Origin of the sequence: Rhodococcus sp. ARC_M5, assembly GCF_022810405.1 — a bacterium.
In the GTDB taxonomy this organism is placed as follows: domain Bacteria; phylum Actinomycetota; class Actinomycetes; order Mycobacteriales; family Mycobacteriaceae; genus Rhodococcoides; species Rhodococcoides navarretei.
This window is the reverse complement of sequence record NZ_JALGQE010000003.1, coordinates 256,874-277,846: the sequence shown is the minus strand read 5'-3', so window position 1 is coordinate 277,846 and position 20,973 is coordinate 256,874. Positions and strand designations below refer to the sequence as shown.

General features: G+C 64.7%; 22 protein-coding genes. 17 read left to right on the top strand and 5 right to left on the bottom strand.

From position 1 onward, the window contains the following. The first annotated feature begins 93 nt into the window (after positions 1–93). Positions 94–1,725 carry an ABC-F family ATP-binding cassette domain-containing protein gene (locus MTX34_RS06850; protein WP_243608863.1) on the top strand — a complete coding sequence of 544 codons (1,632 nt, stop codon included), beginning with the start codon at positions 94–96 and terminating at the stop codon, positions 1,723–1,725. Positions 1,726–1,785: 60 nt separating this feature from the next. On the opposite strand, the gene MTX34_RS06845 is transcribed toward MTX34_RS06850, so the two are convergent. Then, positions 1,786–2,616 carry an alpha/beta fold hydrolase gene (locus tag MTX34_RS06845; protein ID WP_243608862.1) on the bottom strand — a complete coding sequence of 277 codons (831 nt, stop codon included), beginning with the start codon at positions 2,614–2,616 and terminating at the stop codon, positions 1,786–1,788. A gap of 81 nt (positions 2,617–2,697) precedes the next feature. Between MTX34_RS06845 and MTX34_RS06840 the strand changes: the two genes are divergently transcribed. The 6 genes from MTX34_RS06840 (at position 2,698) to MTX34_RS06815 (ending at position 7,624) form a co-directional block, all read left to right on the top strand. Continuing rightward, positions 2,698–3,153, top strand: coding sequence for a MarR family winged helix-turn-helix transcriptional regulator (locus tag MTX34_RS06840; RefSeq protein ID WP_243608861.1), 456 nt, complete (start codon positions 2,698–2,700; stop codon positions 3,151–3,153). A gap of 64 nt (positions 3,154–3,217) precedes the next feature. Further along, a complete protein-coding gene (locus MTX34_RS06835) occupies positions 3,218–3,490 on the top strand; it encodes a helix-turn-helix transcriptional regulator (protein WP_032372936.1) in 273 nt (90 codons plus the stop codon). After that, positions 3,487–4,020 (top strand): hypothetical protein, encoded by a 534-nt coding sequence (locus MTX34_RS06830; RefSeq protein WP_243608860.1) that lies wholly within the window; start codon positions 3,487–3,489, stop codon positions 4,018–4,020. The genes MTX34_RS06835 and MTX34_RS06830 overlap by 4 nt, the downstream gene beginning before the upstream one ends. Positions 4,021–4,040: 20 nt before the next feature. Then, positions 4,041–4,934, top strand: a complete 894-nt coding sequence (locus tag MTX34_RS06825) for an ABC transporter ATP-binding protein (protein WP_243608859.1) — start codon at positions 4,041–4,043, stop codon at positions 4,932–4,934. Continuing rightward, complete coding sequence (locus MTX34_RS06820) at positions 4,931–6,130, top strand: ABC transporter permease (protein WP_243608858.1); 1,200 nt, start codon at positions 4,931–4,933, stop codon at positions 6,128–6,130. Before MTX34_RS06825 ends, MTX34_RS06820 begins: the two co-directional genes overlap by 4 nt. Positions 6,131–6,139: 9 nt before the next feature. After that, on the top strand, positions 6,140–7,624 hold the full coding sequence (locus MTX34_RS06815; RefSeq protein ID WP_243608857.1) for an acetyl-CoA carboxylase carboxyltransferase subunit alpha/beta: 1,485 nt from the start codon (positions 6,140–6,142) through the stop codon (positions 7,622–7,624). On the opposite strand, the gene MTX34_RS06810 is transcribed toward MTX34_RS06815, so the two are convergent. Further along, entirely contained in the window at positions 7,606–8,064 is a 459-nt protein-coding gene (locus MTX34_RS06810) for a hypothetical protein (protein WP_243608856.1), read from the bottom strand. The genes MTX34_RS06815 and MTX34_RS06810 overlap by 19 nt on opposite strands. Before the next feature lie 118 nt (positions 8,065–8,182). On the opposite strand from MTX34_RS06810, the gene MTX34_RS06805 reads away from it, so the two are divergent. The 6 genes from MTX34_RS06805 to MTX34_RS06780 all read left to right on the top strand — a co-directional run bounded on the left by MTX34_RS06805 (position 8,183) and on the right by MTX34_RS06780 (position 14,208). After that, positions 8,183–8,854, top strand: a complete 672-nt coding sequence (locus MTX34_RS06805) for a methyltransferase domain-containing protein (protein ID WP_243608855.1) — start codon at positions 8,183–8,185, stop codon at positions 8,852–8,854. Then, positions 8,851–9,453 (top strand): TetR/AcrR family transcriptional regulator, encoded by a 603-nt coding sequence (locus MTX34_RS06800; protein WP_308198488.1) that lies wholly within the window; start codon positions 8,851–8,853, stop codon positions 9,451–9,453. The genes MTX34_RS06805 and MTX34_RS06800 overlap by 4 nt, the downstream gene beginning before the upstream one ends. A gap of 101 nt (positions 9,454–9,554) precedes the next feature. Next, entirely contained in the window at positions 9,555–10,802 is a 1,248-nt protein-coding gene (locus MTX34_RS06795; RefSeq protein ID WP_243608854.1) for a molybdopterin-dependent oxidoreductase, read from the top strand. Beyond that, positions 10,799–11,251: a hypothetical protein gene (locus tag MTX34_RS06790; protein ID WP_243608853.1), complete on the top strand. Its 453-nt coding sequence runs from the start codon at positions 10,799–10,801 to the stop codon at positions 11,249–11,251. The genes MTX34_RS06795 and MTX34_RS06790 overlap by 4 nt, the downstream gene beginning before the upstream one ends. 125 nt (positions 11,252–11,376) lie before the next feature. After that, positions 11,377–13,233 (top strand): propionyl-CoA synthetase, encoded by a 1,857-nt coding sequence (locus MTX34_RS06785; RefSeq protein ID WP_243608852.1) that lies wholly within the window; start codon positions 11,377–11,379, stop codon positions 13,231–13,233. Between the two features lie 72 nt (positions 13,234–13,305). After that, a complete protein-coding gene (locus tag MTX34_RS06780) occupies positions 13,306–14,208 on the top strand; it encodes a DMT family transporter (protein ID WP_243608851.1) in 903 nt (300 codons plus the stop codon). A 6-nt stretch (positions 14,209–14,214) separates the two neighbouring features. Here MTX34_RS06780 and MTX34_RS06775 read toward each other — a convergent pair whose 3' ends face one another. Continuing rightward, a complete protein-coding gene (locus MTX34_RS06775; protein WP_243608850.1) occupies positions 14,215–15,543 on the bottom strand; it encodes a deoxyribodipyrimidine photo-lyase in 1,329 nt (442 codons plus the stop codon). A 139-nt stretch (positions 15,544–15,682) separates the two neighbouring features. Here MTX34_RS06775 and MTX34_RS06770 point away from each other — a divergent pair, with 139 nt between their 5' ends. From MTX34_RS06770 to MTX34_RS06760, 3 genes are read left to right on the top strand one after another with little or no spacing between them, the layout of a single operon-like run. After that, positions 15,683–15,889 (top strand): hypothetical protein, encoded by a 207-nt coding sequence (locus tag MTX34_RS06770; RefSeq protein ID WP_243593772.1) that lies wholly within the window; start codon positions 15,683–15,685, stop codon positions 15,887–15,889. Positions 15,890–15,899: 10 nt separating this feature from the next. Further along, the gene (locus MTX34_RS06765; RefSeq protein ID WP_243608849.1) at positions 15,900–16,628 is read left to right on the top strand and encodes a response regulator transcription factor; all 729 of its coding nucleotides are present in this window, start codon (positions 15,900–15,902) and stop codon (positions 16,626–16,628) included. Beyond that, a complete protein-coding gene (locus MTX34_RS06760; RefSeq protein ID WP_243608848.1) occupies positions 16,625–17,926 on the top strand; it encodes a sensor histidine kinase KdpD in 1,302 nt (433 codons plus the stop codon). The genes MTX34_RS06765 and MTX34_RS06760 overlap by 4 nt, the downstream gene beginning before the upstream one ends. A gap of 76 nt (positions 17,927–18,002) precedes the next feature. Here MTX34_RS06760 and MTX34_RS06755 read toward each other — a convergent pair whose 3' ends face one another. Then, positions 18,003–18,362, bottom strand: coding sequence for an FKBP-type peptidyl-prolyl cis-trans isomerase (locus MTX34_RS06755; RefSeq protein WP_243593775.1), 360 nt, complete (start codon positions 18,360–18,362; stop codon positions 18,003–18,005). A 182-nt stretch (positions 18,363–18,544) separates the two neighbouring features. On the opposite strand from MTX34_RS06755, the gene MTX34_RS06750 reads away from it, so the two are divergent. After that, positions 18,545–19,345, top strand: a complete 801-nt coding sequence (locus tag MTX34_RS06750; RefSeq protein ID WP_243608847.1) for a carbon-nitrogen hydrolase family protein — start codon at positions 18,545–18,547, stop codon at positions 19,343–19,345. Positions 19,346–19,621: 276 nt separating this feature from the next. Here the strand turns inward: MTX34_RS06750 and MTX34_RS06745 are convergent, their stop codons facing one another. Then, entirely contained in the window at positions 19,622–20,920 is a 1,299-nt protein-coding gene (locus MTX34_RS06745; RefSeq protein ID WP_243593777.1) for a citrate synthase, read from the bottom strand. Between the last annotated feature and the right edge of the window lie 53 nt (positions 20,921–20,973).

The window sequence follows — 20,973 nt, the reverse complement described above, 5'->3', positions numbered from 1 at the left end:
GTTCCCGGGCAGGAGTGGAGCCTGCGGAACGACCCGGGGGATGCAGGAGTGGAGCCTGCGGAACGACCAGAATGCACGGCCTAGTGTTTCGGTGTGACCGCAACGCTTCGTATCGACGATCTCGCCGCATTTCACGGCGATCGAACCCTGTTCTCCGGACTGGATCTGACGGTGGCCGAGGGTGATGTGATCGGGCTCGTCGGGGCGAACGGCGCAGGTAAATCGACGCTGTTGACGCTGCTCGCGGGGGTCGGGACGGCCGATCACGAGGGTGAGATATACACCAGCCCGCCCGACGCGACCGTCGGCTATCTGGCGCAGGAGCCCGAGCGCATCGCCGGGGAAACGGTGCTGGACTTCCTCGGTCGGCGCACCGGGGTCACCGATGCCGAAGCCTCCATGAACGCAGCCGCCGAGGCCCTGGGCAGCAGCGATGAGGACCTCTACACCCCGGCGCTGGAACGATGGCTTGCGCTCGGCGGCGCTGATCTGGCGGAGCGCACGGCGAAGGTGCTGGCGGATCTCGGTCTGGATGTCGATGGATCTGCGCTCATGACTGCCTTGTCCGGTGGGCAGGCGGCCCGAGCCGGGCTCGCCGCGATTCTCCTCGCGCGTTACGACATTCTGCTGCTCGACGAGCCCACCAACGATCTCGATTTGGCGGGCCTCGAGCAGCTCGAGCAGTTCGTGGTCGCGACGCGGGCGGCGATCGTTGTCGTCAGTCACGATCGCGAATTCCTGGCACGGACGGTGACGGGTGTCGTCGAGCTCGATCGAGCGCAGCGTCGCATCGATGTGTACGACGGCAGCTACCAGTCCTATCTCGCGGAACGGGAGATTGCGCGCCAGCATGCGAGGGAGAAGTACGACGAGTTCGCAGACACCAAGTCCGCGTTGGAGTCTCGGGCGCAGATGCAGCGCAACTGGATGGAGTCGGGGGTGCGCAATGCACGCCGGAAGGCCACCGACAACGACAAGATCGCCCGCAAGACCCGCGCCGAGTCGACCGAGAAACAAGCCGCGAAAGCCCGTCAGACCCAGCGGCGCATCGAGCGACTCGAGGTGGTCGAGGAGCCTCGCAAGGAATGGGAGCTGCGAATGGAGATCGCCGCGGCTCCCCGTAGCGGAACTGTCGTGTCGGTGTTGGGCGGTGCTCTGGTGCGGCGATCCGGGTTCACGTTCGGTCCGGTGACGACGCAGATCGACTGGGGCGATCGCATCCTCATCACCGGGCCCAACGGTTCCGGCAAGACGACGTTGCTGTCGGTACTACTGGGCCGGTTGGAGCCGGACGAGGGGACAGCCTCGCTGGGTTCGGGTGTGGCGATCGGTGAGATCGACCAAGCACGAGCATATTTCGTAGGCGACGGCACGGTGTCCGACGCCTTGAGCGCCGCGGTTCCCGAGTGGCCCGATGCCGAGGTACGCACGCTGCTGGCCAAGTTCGGACTGCGCGGCGACGACGCACTCCGGCCGGCGTCGTCGCTCTCGCCCGGTGAGCGAACCCGTGCGGCACTCGCGTTGCTGCAGGCCCGGGGCGTGAATCTGCTGGTGCTCGACGAGCCCACCAACCACCTCGACCTGCCTGCCATCGAACAACTCGAACGTGCGATGGAGAACTTCGAGGGCACGCTGCTGCTGGTGACCCACGACCGCAGAATGCTCGACACCGTTCGCAGCACTCGTCACTGGACGATGGCCGACGGGCAGCTGAGCGAGAAGTAGTTATCGCTGAATCGGGTGCAGCTGACCGCGGTGAGCGCGGTCAGCTGCACCCGATTCACGTCAGCTCAGCAGGATCTCGTTCACCTCTGCTGCGGGGTGCATCGGGAGCCCGTGGTGCGTAGCGTTCTCGACTATCACCGTCCTCGCACTCGGCAGAACGGCATGCACAGCCGCTTCGATGCGAGCAGCGTTGTGCACCTTGCCCTTACCCGCCAGAACCACAGTGGTGCGCCCATCGAAGCCCTCGAACGCAGCGGGCTTCGGCCGCTTGGGAACAATGGTTTTTGTGGTCGGGGCATGCGTGGCTCCCAGAGCAAGTACGTCGAGCCAGTCGGAATCCGACTGCGCGCCATCGGTTTCCCACCGGACGAAAGCGCGCTGCCGTTTCTCGTTGGGGAACAGCAGTATCGGTAGCGCATGCAGCAGGTAGCGCGGACTCATGGAGCCGAAGCAGGCATTGGGATCGAGGAGGGTCAGTGCGTCGACGCGGTTGTCGTGACGCAGCGCGTAAGCCAGAGCGATCATCGCGCCGTACGAATGTCCACAGAACGCCGCGGTGGGCAGATTCAGCTCATTCAGCACCGCCGTCACCCAGTCCAACAGCTCGTCCACGGAGTCGATGGACTGGTTACCGGGAACGCTGCGTCCCACGTCGCCCATCAGGTCGACCGCGTACACCCGATATCGCTGCGAGAGTGCCCCGACGTTGGCGAACCACACGGTGGAGGTCGCACCGGCCCCCGGCAGCAGCACCAGAGCCGGGCCATCGACGGGTCCGCAGGCGTTGATTCGCGTGGTGCCGTGCACCGTGTTCACGTCGATGGCCTGGGTATCTGCCGGCCACTTCCGCAGCACGCGATCGTAGGCGGCATAGAACTTCTCCAAAGTCACGGCAACCCTCCATTCTCTCGATGATCGAGATAGTAGACAATGGAGAGACTTTCCGTCCAGCTTCAACCGAGGGATCAGCACATGACCGAGCCCGCCTCTGCCGTCCATCAGCTACGCGCACTGACGGTCGACCTCGATCTTCTGGGCGCGGAGTTCGCGCAAAAACATGCGCTCCACCCGACGGATATCCGGGCGCTGATCTGCCTGCTGGATGCGGACCGAGCCGGAACGCGTGCCACGCCCGGCTGGCTCGGCGCACAGCTGGGCCTGGAATCGGCATCCGTCACCGCCCTCGTCGATCGAATGGCGAAGCGCCAGTTGGTATCACGTGAACCCGACCCAGCCGATCGTCGGCGAGTACTGCTGCGCGTGACCGCACACGCTTCGGAACTCGGCACCACGTTCTTCGGCCCCGTGATCGGCCGCGCAGTCGACGAGCTGGCGCGTTTCACACCCGAGCAGCGGGCGACGATCGACGAGTTTCTGACGACCATGCGCACCATCGTCGCCGACGCCCGGGAGCAGCAGGAAACGTAGCCGAATCAAGCAATCCGTTATTACCCGTTGACAGATCGTTGGGTTTATACAACACTTCATTGTCATGAGCCCAGTCAAGCGCGGTACCGCGCTCCCGATCTTCAACAGGGTGGGTGTTCTGCGGGCAGAACGAAAGATGAGCCGCGCGCAACTGGCCGAACTCGTCGAAGTGAATCCCCAGACGGTGGGCGCCCTCGAACGAGGGGACCACTACCCGAGCCTCGACCTCGCGATGCGCATCTGCGACGTCTTCGATCTGCCGATCGAAGCAGTGTTCTCGCGCACCGAACTCGGACCACTCTCGGCCGAACTCTTCCGAAGGGAGAAGGATCGATGAACAAGCCCGGCTCCGACATCCTCACCCGCTATCAGACCTATCGCACGCGGCGGTTCCTGGAAAACGATGCCAATACCCGACATTGGCTGCCGAAGTGGCGCACGCAGAAACGTCGACGCATACTCGCCGTCTTCGTGATGGCGTCCTTGCTCATCCTGTTGGTGATTGCCGTGTGTTCACTGTTTTCCCGGTGGGCACCGATCGCATGGATCCCGGCCACCGTGATGTTTCTCGTCACGTGGACGATGTTGCAAACAGTGTCCCGTCGCCACAGCGATGCACCGGTAGGCGCGCTCGACGAATGGGAAGTGCAGCAGCGCAACGAAGCACGCTCGATCGGCCTCACGGTCACTCAGGCCCTGGTGATGGTAGCGGTTCTGGCCCTGATCGTGCTGTCGGGAGCGTACGACAACGAGAACCTGGCTTACGCCGGAGGTTTGTGGACGCTCGCTGCTCTGCTGGCCGGCGGGTGCTCCCCCGCAATGATTCTCGCGTGGATCACCCCTGACCCCGAACCAGACGACCTCTGATCACCGACCGAAAGGGCACCATGAGCACCCTCACGATCGACTCCGTCTCGAAGAGATACGGCGACAAGATCGCCCTCGACAACCTGAGTTTCGACGTCCGGCCGGGCGAACTGTTCGGCTTCGTCGGCAGCAACGGTGCAGGCAAGACCACCACGATGCGCATCGCACTGGGAGTTCTGTCGGCAGATTCCGGCCAGGTTCTGTTGGGCGGCAAGCCCGTCGACCTCGATGTCCGTCGCACCATCGGATACATGCCCGAAGAGCGCGGCCTGTATCCGAAGATGAAGGTCGGCCCGCAATTGGCGTACATGGCCGAACTGCACGGACTGTCGTCCAAGGACGCCAAGGCTGCGGTGATCCGTTGGACCGAACGCCTCGGCATCGATCAGCGCGTCAACGACACCGTCGACGCATTGAGCCTGGGCAACCAACAGCGTGTGCAGCTGGCGGCCGCGCTGGTGCACGATCCCGCAGTTCTCGTGTTGGACGAGCCGTTCTCCGGACTCGACCCGATCGCCGTCGACGTCATGAGCGAGGTACTGCGCGAAAAGGCTGCTGCCGGAGTGCCGGTGGTGTTCTCGAGCCACCAACTCGATCTGGTGCAGCGCCTGTGCGACCGCGTCGGCATCATCGCCGCCGGCTCGATGAAGGCCGTCGGGACCGTGGACGAACTACGCGGCTCGGGAGATTCACAACTGCGCGTCCATGCACCGAACGCCGCACCCGGATGGGCGTCGGGCATCGCCGGGGTGAGCACGCTCGGCCACAGTGACGGCGTCACCGTCCTCGGCCTGGCACCCGGGGCCGACGATCAGGAGATCCTCCGGGCCGCACTGGCGACCGGTCCGGTACACGACTTCTCCATCCAGAAACCTTCACTGAGCGACCTGTTCCGAGAGGCGGTAGTGGCATGAGCTCCCAACTGAACTCCTTCAGCGCAGTGTCGTTGATAGCCAAGCGCGAGTTCACCGTTCAGGTGATGAAGAAGAGCTTCGTCATCAGCAACGTGATCATCCTGGCCGTCATCGTCGGCGGCATCATCGCGTTCTCGATCTTCTCCGGCAGCGGTGACGAAGAGCGCGACGTCGTCGGCATCGCCGGCGACCAGTCCATCGCGGCCGTGGTGGAAGCGACCGGCGATGCCGTCGGGTCTCCGGTCGAGGTTCGCGAGGTCGCCGACGCGGCGGCCGCACGCAGCGGCGTCGAATCCGGAGATCTCGATGTGGCCCTGGTTCCGGACGGAACCGCAGGCGCATACACCGCCGTCACCGAGTCCGACCTGACCGGCACGTTGCGCGCCGTCGTCGAAGGCAGTGTCGCAACGCAGGCAACGAATACTGCGCTGGCGCAACAGGGTGTCGATCAGAACGAGCTCGGGGCAGCGACAAGTGTCGCAACGGTCACCGTCGACGCAATCGATCCGCCCGACCCCGAGGCCGGTCAGCGGACAGCTCTCGCTCTGTCAGCGGTGTTCCTGCTCTATGCCCAGATCATCGGATTCGGCATGTATGTCGCAATGGGCGTCGTCGAGGAGAAGTCGTCACGCGTCGTCGAACTACTGCTGTCCACCGTCCGCCCCCTGCAATTGCTCTGGGGCAAGATCCTCGGCATCGGTGCGGTCGGCATCCTACAGCTTGCGCTGTACGGAATAGCCGGTGTGGGAGCAGGATTGGGTACTGGTGTTCTCACCGTCACCGGTGCCGCAGTGAGCGTCTTCGCGGCAACGCTGGCCTGGTTCATCTTGGGCTTCGCCTTCTTCGCGGTGCTCTACGCGGCCGGCGGGTCGATGGTCTCGCGACAGGAGGACGTCAACTCGACGACCATGCCTCTGTTGATCCTGATCATGGCGATGTTCTTCGCGGCGTTCTACTCCGTCAGTGATCCGGAGAGCACCCTCGCCAACACCTTGAGCTGGATCCCACCGTTCTCCGCGATCATGATGCCGTTGCGCATCGCCGCAGGCGTGACCTCGCCGGTACAGATCGTCGGCTCGGCGGTCCTGATGGTGATCACGACCGCGATCTTGGCGATGGGTGCAGCGAAGATCTACCAACGTTCCATTCTTCGTATCGGCAAGACCGTCTCGTGGAAGGAAGCGTTTTCTCGCTAGGGTTTTCCCATGAGCCCACGGACATCCGCCGCCGAGATTCTCGACTCCGTTCTCGACGGCGGATCGTTCGTGTCGTGGGACTCCACGCCTGTGAACGTCCATCCTGGGGAGTCCTATCTGAGGGACCTGGCCAAGGCTCGTGAGAAGAGCGGCGTCGACGAGTCGGTGGTCACCGGCGAGGGCACCATCGACGGTCGACGCGTGGTGATCATCGCGTGCGAGTTCGCCTTTCTCGCCGGATCGATCGGTGTCGCGGCGGCCGAGCGCATCACCTCCGCGATCGAACGTGCCACGGCCGAGGGACTGCCGCTGATCGCCTCCCCCACCTCCGGCGGCACGCGCATGCAGGAGGGCACGTTGGCCTTCGTGCAGATGGTCAAGATCGCCTCCGCCGTCACCGCGCACAAGGCGGCGCACCTGCCGTACCTGGTGTATCTCCGCAATCCGACGACCGGTGGAGTGTTCGCGTCCTGGGGGTCGTTGGCTCACGTCACCGTTGCCGAACCCGGTGCACTCATCGGGTTCCTCGGACCACGCGTCTATCAGGCGTTGTACGACAAGCCATTTCCCGACGGCGTCCAGACCGCCGAAAATCTCTACCAGCACGGCGTGATCGACGGGGTGGTGCCGGTCGATCAACTGCGCCACCTGTTGATCCGTGCGCTCCGAGTGATCGTCGACGCCACGGTGTGGCCCGATCTCACCGACGATGAGCCGGCCGAGATACCGGAGCAGTCGGCCTGGCATTCGGTGCAGTCGTCGCGTCGCGCGGATCGCCCCGGCATTCGGCAACTCATCGAACACGCTGCGAGCGAGCACGTTCCACTCAGCGGCACCGGTCAGGGCGAGGCCGACACCTCGATTCTGTTGTCCCTGTGCCGTATCCGTGGTGTCTCTTGCGTGCTGTTCGGCAACGACCGAAGTAGCAGCACCGCCACCGCCACCATGGGTCCGGCGGCATTACGCGAGGCTCGACGGGGAATGCGTCTGGCCGAGGAACTTCGGCTACCTCTGGTACTCGTCATCGACACATTCGGCGCAGCACTGTCCAAGGAGGCAGAGGAAGGCGGCCTGGCACCGGAGATCGCGCGATCGATCTCGGATCTGGTCACCGTCGACACTCCCACGGTGTCGGTGCTGCTCGGCCAGGGCACCGGCGGCGGAGCGCTCGCGCTACTGCCTGCCGATCGCGTGCTGTGCGCCCAGAATGCCTGGCTCGCACCACTTCCGCCCGAAGGTGCCAGTGCCATCGTGCACCGCGACACCGCGCACGCCCCGGACATGGCCGAGGCGCAGGGCATCCGCTCGGTCGATCTACTGCGCGATGGCATCGTCGACGCCATCGTTCCCGAACTTCCCGACGCGGCCGACGAACCGGCTGCGTTCTCCGCACGAGTCGCCGATGCCATCGTCGGGGAACTGCGCGGCTTGTCGACCGTCGACACCGCTACCCGGACTCGTAACAGACTCGGCCGCTACCGCTCGCTGGGATGAGCGGCTTCGCCGCATGTGAGCGAGGTGCCTGCGGAACGACCGCAGGCTCCGCCGTGCACCTGCGAGGTCACGAGCGCTACTACATCCCCCGCACGCAGGTCGGCCGGGAGCTCGACCGGACTCACACAACGGCGACCCGGGCCGTGAACATCGACCTTGACCACCGGACCCACCGAATGTCGGTTGACCACCACGGCCTGCAGCAGATCCCCGAACTCGGCGTCGACGCCCACCTCGCCGGCGATCACCGACCGCACCCGAGTCACCAGAATGCGGCCCCACTGCACCGGAGTGCCCTGCGCATCGGCCAGATCCTCCAGCGCAACGCCGTCGACCGTGATGCGGCCGCAGACGCAATGCGTATCGGCCGGCCAGAGCGCAGGATCGCACCGCGAAACGTAGGCGGCACCGAGGGACGGAAGCATGTCGAGGAGTGTCATGAGAAGAAGTCTTGCGCCGGGCGGTGGCGTCGAACAGGGGTGTTGACGCAATCTTGACGGCAGTGCATCGAAAATTGATGCCGAGCCGCACCCTGTACTAGCTGGTACATTCGACCGGGTGATTGCAGACGACGTCTATCGCCGCGGTCGAGCAGGCCTGCCCGCGTGGATGGCCGACCGCGACGGCCGCCGCACTCCACTTCCGATCGCGCGCTGGATGGGCGGAAGCCATTCCACCGCCGAAGACATCCGGGCGGACGAGGCGTCGATTGCCTTCTGCACCGGCCCCACCCTCGACCTCGGTTGTGGGCCTGGACGTCTGACCGAAGCGCTCACCCGTGCCGGAGTGCCCGCCCTGGGGGTCGACACGTCCTCGGTCGCTGTGGAGATGACGAATCACCGCGGTGGATTCGCTGTGGAACAAGACATATTCTCGGCACTCCCCGGGGCGGGCCAGTGGTCCCACGTACTGCTCGCAGACGGCAACATCGGCATCGGCGGCGATCCCGCCGCGCTGCTGGCGACGGTTCGAGCACTGTTGCACGAGAACGGGACCGCAGTCGTCGAAGTCGAGTCCGCGTCCGATGTCGACGATCGGAACCGAATGGTTCGATGGGAGACCGGCGATTCGGTGGGCGAATGGTTCACTTGGGCCAGCGTCGGCGCGAGTGCGCTGTACGCATCGGCGGTGACCGCGGGCCTTCAGGCCCGTCGAACCATCGAACTGAACGGCCGAGTGTTCGTGGAACTCGCCGTTCGCAGCATCGACCGAGGAGCCGGAGACCCGTGAGCAAGGAGCTACCGAGAACGGCCAAGGGCAGACGAACCAGAGCGGCGATCGTCGACGCCGCAGCATCGATGATGTACGACCACGGTGTCGCTGGAACAACTCTCGACGACGTGCTCGCCGCGTCCGAGACCGGCAAGTCGCAGCTCTATCACTACTTTTCCGACAAGTCGGACCTGGTCGAGGCTGTCATCGCTCGCCAGCTCGAGCGCGTTCTCGCCGCTCAGCCGCGGCTGGCCCACATAGACAGCATCGAGGACATCGACGCGTGGGCCGCCGAGGTCGTACGAAACCACGAGCAGCCAGGCGGCCCGTTCTCGTGCCCGCTCGGCTCGCTCGCCGCAGAACTGAAGAACGACGCGGCGTTCGTTCCCGCTCTGCACGCAGCGTTCCGGCGCTGGGAGCAACCGCTAGAGCAGGGGCTTCGTCGCATGCTCGACCGCGGCGAACTCGACGTCGCGACCGATCCCGCCGCGGCTGCCGCCGCCCTGATCGCATCTCTACAGGGCGGCATGCTGATCGCGCGCATCGCGGGGGACGTACAACCACTGCGCGACACGCTGCAGGCAGCAGTTGCCGCGCTGCGTAGCCGTGCGACCTGAGGACCGACACCAGGATCAACTCTGGCGGTCGGTCACGAAGTGCGCTAACCTCGACCTCACAGTTTGTACTAGCGGGTACAAAATTGGAGACGGGAACCAGAATGCAACGAATTCCCACGTTTCGCAGCCCCATCCGCGGCGTCTGGTTCACGTCGGTCCTCGCATCGGTTCTGCTGGTCGTCCTACCGATCGTGACGATCACCGGGTTCATCTCGTGGGCCGCCTACGGTCCCCAGTTCGGTCAGGCCATGCCGGGCGACGCCGGGTGGCTACGCATACCGTCGTTCGACTGGCCGACCGAACCCGTCTGGTTCTACCGACTCACCCAGGGCCTACACGTGGGCCTCGGACTGATCATGGTGCCGATCGTGCTGGCCAAGCTGTGGTCGGTGATCCCGAAACTGATCGAGATGCCACCGGTTCGAAGCATCGCCCACCTACTCGAACGGATATCGTTGCTGGCCTTGGTCGGCGGCATCCTCTTCGAGATCATCACCGGCGTGCTGAACATTCAGTACGACTACCTCTTCGGGTTCAGTTTCTACACCGCGCACTACTGGGGTGCATGGGTGTTCATCGCCGGCTTCATCGCCCACGTGGTGCTGAAGTTTCCGACCATGGTCACGGCACTGAGAACCAGACCGTTCATGGAACTGATGCGCATTCGCGTGGCCGACACGGTTCCTGACGCCGACGACGAATCAGGTTTGGCCACAACCGATCCCACACCAGCGACGATCAGCCGACGCGGAGCGCTCACTCTCGTCGGCGGCAGCGCACTGTTCGTGGCGGTCCTCAGCGCCGGACAGACGACGGGCGGCTTTCTTCGCGATGCGGCGATCCTGCTCCCCCGCGGGCGGTCCTACGGCAACGGGCCCAACGATTTTCAGATCAACCGCACAGCCCTGGCGGCAGACATCGACGAGGCGCGGACGGGCGACTCGTGGAGACTCACGGTACGGGCCGGTGCCACCGAGGTAGTACTCACCAGAGCCCAACTCGAACAGATGGATCTGCATACCGTCGAACTGCCGATCTCCTGCGTCGAAGGCTGGTCGACGGTTCAGACGTGGACCGGTGTGCCGCTGCGCGATCTCGCGGCACTCGTGGGTATCGACGCCGTCGAGACCGGTGAGGTGCGATCGCTCGAACCCGTCGGGTCGTTCAATCGCGTCACGTTCGGAGGACACCAGATGATGCACCCGGATTCGCTACTCGCCCTTCGGGTGAACGGGGCCGACCTGTCTCTCGATCACGGCTATCCCGCTCGCATCATGATGCCGGCGATACCCGGTGTGCATGCCACCAAGTGGATCGAATCCGTCGAATTCTTCGAGGAGAACGCATGAGTACATTTCGGGCGCGGTACGGTGCCGGCCCGTTGCATCTCGCGGTGACGGTCTGCTGCCTCGCCCTGGCCGGTGCCGTGGTTCTGACGATCGGCTTCCCTGCTCTGTGGAACACCGAGGTGTGGTGGCAGTCCATCGGTCTGTGGTTCGTCGGGGCGGCGGTAGTGCACGACGCCGTCCTGTTTCCGCTGTACGCCGTGCTGGACCGGACGCTGGTCGCTCGTCTGGGCAGGTTCGTCAACGCGGTCCGCATCCCCGCGCTCGGGGCGGGTTTGAGCCTGCTGCTCTTCGCACCGGGGATCTTCGCCCACGGAAGTGAGACGTACGAGGCCGCAACGGGTCAGACACAGGAGCCGTACGCAATGCGATGGCTGCTGTTGGTAGCGGGGATGTTCGCGGCCAGCGCAGCGTTCTACGGCGGCCGCGAAATCCTCAGGCAGAGGCGTTGACGCAATCTTGACGTGCACCGGGCACGGTTGCACGCAACGACCGCCGGTCGACGGGATCCCGCCGGTCGTCGCCGGTAGTGCGCAACCCGGCCCGCACCACGCAGCCCCGAACTACGCTCCACAACATGAGTGGCGAGTATCGGCAGGCCTTCGAGGACAGTATCGACAACCGTGAGCAATTCTGGCTCGACGCCGCGGCCGGAGTCGACTGGGACACCCCGCCCACCACTGCGTTCGACGGCGCGCACTGGTTTCCCGGGGCCCGTCTGAACACCTGCGTCAATGCCCTGGACCGGCACGTCGACGCCGGGCACGGCGACCGGACCGCGTTGATCTACGACTCGGCGATGGTCGGTCTCACCCGCAGCTACACCTACGCCGAACTGCTCGACCAGGTCGCTCGCTTCGCCGGGGTACTGCGCGGGCAGGGCGTGGGGCCGGGCGACCGCGTGGTGATCTACCTACCGATGATTCCCGAGGCCGTCGTCGCCATGCTCGCGTGCGCAAGGCTCGGCGCAGTCCATTCGGTGGTATTCGGCGGCTTCGCAGCCAAGGAACTCGCCGCACGTATCGACGACGCCGAACCCGCACTGTTGATCACCGCCAGCGGTGGATTCGAGCCGGGTCGCGTCATCGAGTATTTGCCTCTGGTGGCACGCGCGCTGACTCTCACCACCGCGAAAACGCCTGCGGTGATCGTGAAATCACGAGAGGGAATTCCCAGCGATCACGACTGGTTCGACTGGGACACCCTCATCGCCGACGCCACCGCCGCCCCACCGGTTTCGGTGTCGGCCACCGATCCGCTGTACATCCTCTACACCTCGGGCACGACCGGCAAGCCCAAGGGTGTGGTGCGCGACAACGGCGGTCATGCCGTGGCTCTCACGTGGTCGATGCGCAACATCTACGATGTGGGGCCCGGGCAGGTGATGTGGACGGCGTCCGACGTCGGCTGGGTGGTCGGGCACTCGTACATCGTCTACGCACCTCTGTTTGCCGGTGCCACAACGGTTCTGTACGAGGGCAAGCCCGTCGGGACTCCCGATGCAGGCGCATTCTGGCGGGTGATCCAGGATCACGGCGTCCGCGCGTTGTTCACTGCGCCGACGGCATTGCGTGCCATCCGCAAGGTGGACCCGCACGCCGCCGAGCTGGAGAAGTACGACACCTCGTCGCTCGAGACCCTGTTCGTCGCCGGTGAGCGCCTCGATCCCGATACGTACGAATGGATTTCGCGCACGCTGGATCGCCCGGTCGTCGATCACTGGTGGCAGACGGAAACCGGGTGGGCGATCTGCGCCAATCTCCGCGGGCTGGAACCACTTCCGATCAAACCGGGCTCACCCACTGTTCCGGTGCCGGGGTTCCAGGTCGGAATTCTGGATGCGTCGGGTAATCCGGTGGAGGCCGGCACCGAGGGCAACATCGTCGTGCAGCTGCCGTTGCCGCCGGGCGCGCTGGTGGGTCTGTGGAACGACGAATCACGTTTCCAGCGTTCGTATCTCGATACGTTCCCCGGCTACTACCTCACCGGCGATTCCGGATACATCGACGCCGACGGCTACGTCTACGTGCTGGGCCGTAGCGACGACGTCATCAACGTCGCCGGACACCGCCTGTCGACCGGGTCGATGGAGGCAGTGCTGGCCGGCCACCCCGCCGTCGCCGAATGCGCCGTCATCGGTATCCACGACGACCTCAAGGGCCAGCGTCCCAGCGGGTACGTGGTGCTCAAGGCCGGTGAGACCATCACCGAGGAGCAGCTGCGTAGCGAACTGGTGGCCATGGTCCGCGATCAGATCGGCGCGCTCGCCACGTTCCGCGACGTGACGATCGTCGGAGCGCTGCCCAAGACCCGCTCGGGCAAGATCCTGCGCAAGACGATGCGCCAGATCGTCGCCGGCGAGGAGTACGGCGTGCCGTCGACCATCGAGGATCCGGCCGTCCTCGACGCGCTGGAGAAGCTGCTCGGCAGATAGCGGCGGTAATACGAGCAACCATGGCCGAAACCCGCGCGCCAGCGGGCACTCCCGCGCGATAGCGTCGTCGGCATGACAGACCTCGACACCCGTCCCGCCGTCGATTGGCTCGCCCTCGGTGCGGTCACCATCACGGTGATCTCGTGGGCCTCGGCCTTCGTGGCGATTCGCGGCGTCGGCGAATCCTTCGGTGCCGGTCCACTCGCTTTGGGCCGGTTACTCATCGGATCGTTCGCGCTCGGCGCGATCGTCTTGGTCAGAAGACAGTGGGTGAAGCCGAACCGCACTCAGTGGCTGCAGATCATCAGCATCGGGGTGTTCTGGTTCGGCATCTACAACGTCGCCCTCAATGCTGCCGAACAGCGCGTCGACGCCGGCACGACGTCGATGATCATTCAGATCGGACCGATTCTGGTTGCCCTGTTCGCGGGTCTGCTTCTGGGCGAGGGCTTTCCGAGGTGGTTGGTGATCGGTGCAGGCATCGCGTTCGCCGGTGCGGTAATGGTCGGCGTCGTCACCGCCGTCACCACCACCTCGACCACCAAAACAGACGCCGACGTCCTCGGCATCGCACTGTGTCTGGTGTCCGCGGTGACCTACGCCATCGGAGTGCTCAGCCAGAAGCCTGTACTGCGCACCATTCCAGGACTCCAGGTCACGTGGATGGCCTGCACCATCGGCGCGGTGTGCACGCTGCCTTTCGCTCCGGCTCTGCTCGACGACCTGTCGACCGCCTCGACCGGTGCTACCGGCGGACTGATCTACCTCGGCCTGGTCCCGACGGCATTGGCGTTCAGCACCTGGGCCTACGCGTTGACGCGAATGAACGCAGGCAAGCTCGGCATCACCACGTATGCGGTCCCACCGATCACGATCGTTCTGGCCTGGCTGCTGCTGGGCGAGGTTCCCCACGTCCTCGCCGTGGTCGGCGGGGTCATCTGCCTGGTGGGAGTCGGGTTGTCCCGCAAGCGATAACGGTCGCTAGAGGGCCTTGAACCGCGCGATCGCCACTTCTCGCTCGTGCTTGTGATCGACGATCGGCTCCGGGTATTCCTTGGGCCGGCCGAACTTCAACGTGTGCACGGCTTTCCCTTCTTCACCGCGTAGCTCGGGCACCCAGCGGCGCACGTACTCGCCGGTGGGGTCGAACTTCTCGCCCTGGGTGATCGGATTGAACACCCGGAAATACGGCGACGCGTCGGTACCGGTTCCGGCGGTCCACTGCCAGCCGTGCTGGTTGCTGGCCAGATCGCCGTCGACGAGATGCTGCATGAAGTAGCGCGCACCCCGCCACCAGGGCAGGTGCAGATCCTTGACGAGAAACGACGCCACGATCATGCGAACTCGGTTGTGCATCCACTTCTCCGAGTTCAACTGCCGCATACCGGCATCGACGATCGGGAAGCCGGTCTCGCCCTTGCACCAGGCCTCGAACAACTCGTCGGCGTGCTTGCCCGAGTCCAGTTCGATAGCATCGAACTTCTTGACGTAGTTCTCACGCGCGCTGTCGGGACGCTGAAACAGGATGTCGCCGTAGAAGTCTCGCCAGCAGATCTGGCGACGATACGACGCTGCGCCCTCGTTGCGGAGCTTGCCCAGGTCCGCGAGCATCGTCCGCGGATGAATGGTTCCGTACTTCAGATGCACCGACATCCGACTCGTCGAATCGAGGTCGGGACGATTGCGCTCGTCGTCGTACGCAGAAACCTCGTCGAGAAATTCCTTCCACTGCTTCGATGCGGCGGCTTCACCGGCAGCCGCGTCGGACGCCTCCTTCTCGGAGGGAATCTTGACGCGCCGAACACCTTTCACCTCGTCCGGGTCGATCCAGTCGGCAGTCTTCGCGGATGTATCGGCAGGCCCACGCCAGCCGTGGTCCATCCACTGGCGTGAGTACGGCGTGAACACCTTGTACGGCTCCCCGTCGTTCTTGACGATCCGACCCGGCGCGACCGCGTACGGGGAGCCGGTCTCGACCAACGTCACCTTCTCCCCGACCCGGGCGTCGCGCTCGCGCCCGTAGGGGCCGTAATCGGCACTGATGTGCACGTCCTCGGTCCCGACGGCCTTCGCCACTTTCGGGACCACCGTCTCGGGGTCACCGTGCACCACCATCAACCTGCCGTCGAGCTGCTCGTTCAGTGCCTCGAGGGACCGATACAGAAAGTCCTTACGCGGTCCGCCGGACGGCTTCAGCAGACGGTCGTCGAGTACGAAGAGCCCAAGCACCGGATCTCCGGACTCGGCAGCGGCGGTGAGGGTGGGCAGATCACCCAGACGGAGATCACGGCGAAACCAGACGATCGACATGAGATCAGTCTTACCCACCCCCGCCGCGAGCAATCCCCGGCTCGATCGTTCGATTCTCAGAGAACCGCCAACAACGACTCACCAAGGCCGCAACTACGGCCTCTACCTTGGGATATACCGAACAGACAAGGAGAACATCATGACGAACGCACGCCCCTTCCCCGGTGCCCTCTCCCTGATCGACAGCACCTGCACCTTCGAGAAGTACTACGAGCAGCTCTACGCCAAGGCCCCCGCGCTCGCCTGGTCACTCGATGCCGACACCGGGCGTCGCAGTGCCCTCGAGGACTTCTTCGCCAAGACACCCGAGGAACGCCGCAGCACCGTCGACAGTTGGGTTGCCTAGCATTGGACCGGTGACCGAATCGCCGAGTGCCCCCGCCACCGTCCTGGTCGTCGATGACGACGCCGACGTGCTGTCGTCGTTGCAACGCGGACTGCGCTTGTCCGGGTTCACCGTCATCACCGCATCCGACGGCGCAGAGGCTCTCGGCGTCGTGTCCAGATCCATGCCCGACGCCATCGTGCTCGACATCAACATGCCGGTACTCGACGGTGCCAGCGTGGTCACCGCGTTGCGCGCCATGGGCAACGACATTCCGATCTGTGTGCTCAGTGCCCGCAGTTCGGTGGACGATCGCATCGCCGGACTCGAATCCGGTGCCGACGACTATCTCACCAAACCGTTCGTGTTGGCCGAGCTCGTAGCTCGAATTCGCGCCATGTTGCGACGACGCGGCACCAGTCCGGTTGCACCGGTGACGGATTCGGGCACACCCAACTCCGCCGTGGCCATCGGAACACTGGTGGTCGACATCCCCGGCTATCGCGTCCACCGGGGCGGTGCCGATATCGACCTGACCAAGCGAGAATTCGAGTTGTTGGCCATCCTGGCTCGTAACAAGGGCGTCGTCCTGACGCGCGAGCGACTGCTCGAACTGGTCTGGGGTTACGACTTCGTCGCCGACACGAACGTGGTCGACGTGTTCGTCGGATACCTCAGACGCAAGCTCGAGGCCGACGGATCGCCGCGCATCCTGCACACGGTCCGCGGCGTCGGCTTCGTCGTCCGGGATGCCGCATGAGCTTCTCCCTGCGCGCCAGAGTGGCCGCGGCCACTGCCCTCGGCGCCACCCTCGTGGTCGCCGCCCTCGCGGTGGTCACGTCGGTCGCCATCTCGCGCAACAACGTCAATCAACTCGACGAGCGCCTGACGACGGCGTCGCAGGTTCTGGTCCCGAACTCGTCGACGTTGGAGGCCTTCATAGACCAGCTCTCGGGCGCGTTCGCCGTCACCATTCGCAGTGGCGACATCGTCGTCGCGTCCACCCCGACACGGCTGCCCGCGCTGGAGACCGGATCGCAGACCGTAGACGTGGACGGTCGACGCTTCCGGGTCTATACCGCGGTCTCGACCGTGGTCTCGTCGATCAACATTTCCATCGGCGTGCCGGCCATCGAGGCGCAACAGGTGACCGACGAGCAACAGAAGCAGGTACTCCTGCTGGGGCTGGCCGCAGTCGCCGTATCCACCGGTTTGGGATGGCTCTTCGGTGGCCGAGCCGTCAGACCGCTCGTAACGTTGACCAGGCAGGTCAGTGCGCAACCGCCGACCGCTCCGGAAACCCGGACTGGCGTCACCGAAGCCGACGAACTCGCTGTCGCCATCGGGGGCATGCTCACCAGACTCAACGAGGCACAGGACCGCACCAATGCCGCTCTCGACACCGCGCGCGACTTCGCGGCCGTCTCTGCGCACGAGCTGCGAACCCCTCTGACCGCGATGCGCACCGACATCGAGGTGCTCAGAACACTCGATCTCGAACCCGCGCAGCAGCGGGAGATTCTGGGTGACCTCGAACGAACACAGGGGCGGGTGGAGACCACTCTGACTGCGCTGGAGCGACTGGCATCGGGCGAATTGTCCAGCGAGGCGGACAGAGTCGAGACCGACATCATCGACATCTGCGACGTCGCCGCCCAGGATGCGCAACGACAGCACCCCGAACTCGACATACGAGTGGAGTCCGCCGCCGATTGCGAGATCACGATGCGCGCGCTGCCGACCGGTCTGAGACTTGCCGTCGACAACGTGATCGGCAACGCCGTACGGCACGGCAACGCCACCTCGATCGTCATCACCGCCGAACGGGTGGGTACGACCGTGCGCGTGTCGATCGACGACAACGGATCGGGTATTCCCCCAGGCGAACGCGACACGGTGTTCGGGCGATTCGAGCGTGGCACCGGGGCCGCGACGGGCGGCTCGGGGCTCGGCCTGGCGCTGGTAGCGCAACAGGCCGAATTGCACGGTGGCCGAGCCTATGTGAGGGACAGCCCGCTCGGCGGCGCGCGATTGGTGCTGGAATTGCAGGACCGCTGACTACTGCAGTCTTACGCAGGTCGCCGAGGGGGAACGGCCGCCGCCGCGGCAACCCGCGCTGTTACCGGACCTGCAGTTATTTGACGTCGAGCAGGTCGATGACGAACACGAGCGTCTTGCCGGACAGTCGGTGTCCTGCGCCTGCGGGGCCGTAGGCGAGCTCCGGCGGAATGGTGAGCTGACGGCGTCCGCCGATCTTCATTCCGGGAATGCCGTCCTGCCAGCCCTGGATGAGTCCACGCAGCGGGAACTGGATGGATTCGCCACGGTTCCAGGACGAGTCGAACTCTTCACCGGAGTCGAACTCGACTCCGACGTAGTGCACCTCGACGGTGCCACCTGCCACTGCCTCTGCGCCGTCACCCTCGACGAGGTCGACCGTCACCAGGTCCAATGGTGCGGGTCCGGCCTGAAATTCGATCACTGGCTTCGTCACTGAAGTCTCCTGCGGTTGCGCCGGCCCGCCGACGCCGGCTGTGGTGCTCTGAATGGCTGTTGTCTGAACGTCGAGCAGTTCGACTCTACGTCGTAGACGGGTCGCGACGGGCGCTGGCACCCGAAAAAGACACGAATTCGCTGGTCGGAGACGCCGGCGGCCCGGGGCATACGATGTAGTGCATGAGCGACACGATCCGCGTCAGTCTCGCCCAGATCACCAGTGGCGAACACCCCGCCGAGAACCTCGAACTCATCGACACTCATGCCCGGGCAGCCGCGCACGCCGGCTCGGACCTCGTGGTGTTCCCGGAGGCGACGATGCGGTGCTTCGGCGGGCCGATACGCAAGTTCGCACAACCCCTCGACGGCGAATGGGCCAACGCTGTACGTGACATCGCGTCCGCCACCGGCATCACCGTCGTCGCCGGAATGTTCACGCCCGCTGCAGCGGACAGGGTGACCAACACCCTGCTCGTGACCGGCCCCGGAATCGATGCGAGCTACGACAAGATTCACCTGTTCGACGCCTTCGGATTCGCCGAATCCGATACCGTCGCACCGGGTTCGGAGCCCCTCGTCGTCGACATCGCCGGAGTTCGAGTGGGCTTCGCAACCTGCTACGACATTCGATTCCCGGCCCTGTTTCAGAAGCTCGGCGACCTCGGTGCGGAACTCGTCGTCGTTCCGGCATCGTGGGGATCGGGCGACGGCAAAGTGGAGCAGTGGACCCTGCTCGCGCGGGCACGTGCCCTGGACTCGACGACCTTCATCGCGGCCTGCGACCAAGCCGAACCCGCTGCCGCCGAAGGGAATGCACCGTTGGGCGTGGGACACAGCATCGTCTGCTCCCCCACCGGAGAGATCCTCGGTCAACTGGACGCGACGCCCGGAATGCTGACCATCGACATCCACACCGAACTGGTCGACGCCGTGCGGAAGACGCTGCCGGTGTTGAAGAACCGCAAGCACTTCGACGCCTGACGGGCCCGCGAACTCGAAGTTATGGATGGATTCCGGCCGAAATACGTCCATAACCTCGAACTCGACGCGCGCACTCGGCCGTCACGCAGCGAGATCGCGGTTGTGCAGCCGAAAGTGGCCATATCGCCTGCGTAAGTGCGAACTCGACGCGCGCACTCGAAGTTAGGGATAGATCCCGGCCAAATTACGTCCACAACCTCGAACTCGGCGCAGCCTCACACAACAACAACGCCGCCGAACCCCAATGGGAGCCGGCGGCGTTGTTGTGCAGCGAAGCTAGCGGGAGCTGACGTCCTGGTAGTCGCGCTCGGTGTAGCCGGTGTAGATCTGGCGCGGACGGCCGATCTTGCCGGTCGTGTCCTCGTTCTGCTCGCGCCAGTGCGCGATCCAGCCCGGGAGACGGCCCATCGCGAACAACACCGTGAACATGCGCGGCGGGAAGCCCATCGCGCGGTAGATCAGGCCGGTGTAGAAGTCCACGTTGGGGTACAGCTTGCGCTCGACGAAGTAGTCGTCGGTCAACGCGGTCTCTTCGAGCTTGAGGGCGATCTCGAGCAGCTCGTCGCCGTTGCCCAGCTTGCCGAGGATCGTATGTGCAGTTTCCTTGACCAGCGTCGCGCGCGGATCGAAGTTCTTGTACACCCGGTGTCCGAAGCCCATGAGCTTGACGCCGTCTTCCTTGTTCTTCACTCGACGCAGGAAGTCGGTGGCGTCGCCGCCCTCGGCCTTGATCTTGTCGAGCATCTCGAGCACGGCCTGGTTGGCTCCGCCGTGCAGCGGGCCCCACAGTGCGTTGATGCCGCCGGAGATCGAGGTGAACAGGTTGGCCTGCGAGGATCCGACGAGCCGGACCGTCGACGTCGAGCAGTTCTGCTCGTGATCGGCATGCAGGATGAGCAGCATGTCGAGTGCCTTGACGATCTCGGGGTCGACCTCGTACGGCTCGGCCGGGAAGCCGAAGGTGAGGCGCAGGAAGTTCTCGACCAGACTCTTCGAGTTGTCCGGGTACAGGAACGGCTGCCCGACGGACTTCTTGTAGGCGTACGCCGCGATGGTCGGCAGCTTGGCCAGCAAGCGGATGGTCGAGAGTTCGACCTGCTCCGGATCGTTGGGGTCGAGCGAATCCTGGTAGTACGCCGACAGCGCGTTGACGGCGCTCGACAGCACCGGCATCGGATGCGCGTTACGCGGGAAGCCGTCGAAGAACCGCTTGAGGTCCTCGTGCAGCAGAGTGTGCCGACGGATCTTGTCGGTGAACTTCTCGAGCTCGACCTCCGACGGCAGCTCTCCGTAGATCAGCAGGTAGCTGACCTCGATGAACGACGACTTGCCCGCGAGCTGTTCGATCGGGTATCCGCGGTAGCGCAGGATGCCTGCGTCGCCGTCGATGTAGGTGATGGCCGACTTGGTCGACGCGGTGTTGACGAACCCGCCGTCCAACGTCGTGTAGCCGGTGGTGGCCAGCAACTTCCCCAGTTCGATGCCGTTGTTGCCCTCGGAGGCCTCGGCAATCGACATGGAGTATTCGCCACCGGGATAGGTGAGGGTGGCTTTGGCATCATTCTCAGCGGGCACGAATGGTCCCTCTCGAACTCGTGTAACGGACACGTACTTGAAGCGGACAGTTC

Bases quoted from the DNA above. Each gene is read 5' to 3' on its own strand.
- MTX34_RS06785 (WP_243608852.1), top strand. From the start codon at position 11,377: ATGAGTGGCGAGTATCGGCAGGCCTTCGAGGACAGTATCGACAACCGT.
- MTX34_RS06750 (WP_243608847.1), top strand. From the start codon at position 18,545: ATGAGCGACACGATCCGCGTCAGTCTCGCCCAGATCACCAGTGGCGAA.
- MTX34_RS06830 (WP_243608860.1), top strand. From the start codon at position 3,487: ATGAACAAGCCCGGCTCCGACATCCTCACCCGCTATCAGACCTATCGC.
- MTX34_RS06825 (WP_243608859.1), top strand. From the start codon at position 4,041: ATGAGCACCCTCACGATCGACTCCGTCTCGAAGAGATACGGCGACAAG.
- MTX34_RS06840 (WP_243608861.1), top strand. From the start codon at position 2,698: ATGACCGAGCCCGCCTCTGCCGTCCATCAGCTACGCGCACTGACGGTC.
- MTX34_RS06815 (WP_243608857.1), top strand. From the start codon at position 6,140: ATGAGCCCACGGACATCCGCCGCCGAGATTCTCGACTCCGTTCTCGAC.
- MTX34_RS06775 (WP_243608850.1), bottom strand. From the start codon at position 15,543: ATGTCGATCGTCTGGTTTCGCCGTGATCTCCGTCTGGGTGATCTGCCC.
- MTX34_RS06760 (WP_243608848.1), top strand. From the start codon at position 16,625: ATGAGCTTCTCCCTGCGCGCCAGAGTGGCCGCGGCCACTGCCCTCGGC.
- MTX34_RS06835 (WP_032372936.1), top strand. From the start codon at position 3,218: ATGAGCCCAGTCAAGCGCGGTACCGCGCTCCCGATCTTCAACAGGGTG.
- MTX34_RS06790 (WP_243608853.1), top strand. From the start codon at position 10,799: ATGAGTACATTTCGGGCGCGGTACGGTGCCGGCCCGTTGCATCTCGCG.
- MTX34_RS06795 (WP_243608854.1), top strand. From the start codon at position 9,555: ATGCAACGAATTCCCACGTTTCGCAGCCCCATCCGCGGCGTCTGGTTC.
- MTX34_RS06770 (WP_243593772.1), top strand. From the start codon at position 15,683: ATGACGAACGCACGCCCCTTCCCCGGTGCCCTCTCCCTGATCGACAGC.
- MTX34_RS06780 (WP_243608851.1), top strand. From the start codon at position 13,306: ATGACAGACCTCGACACCCGTCCCGCCGTCGATTGGCTCGCCCTCGGT.
- MTX34_RS06820 (WP_243608858.1), top strand. From the start codon at position 4,931: ATGAGCTCCCAACTGAACTCCTTCAGCGCAGTGTCGTTGATAGCCAAG.
- MTX34_RS06810 (WP_243608856.1), bottom strand. From the start codon at position 8,064: ATGACACTCCTCGACATGCTTCCGTCCCTCGGTGCCGCCTACGTTTCG.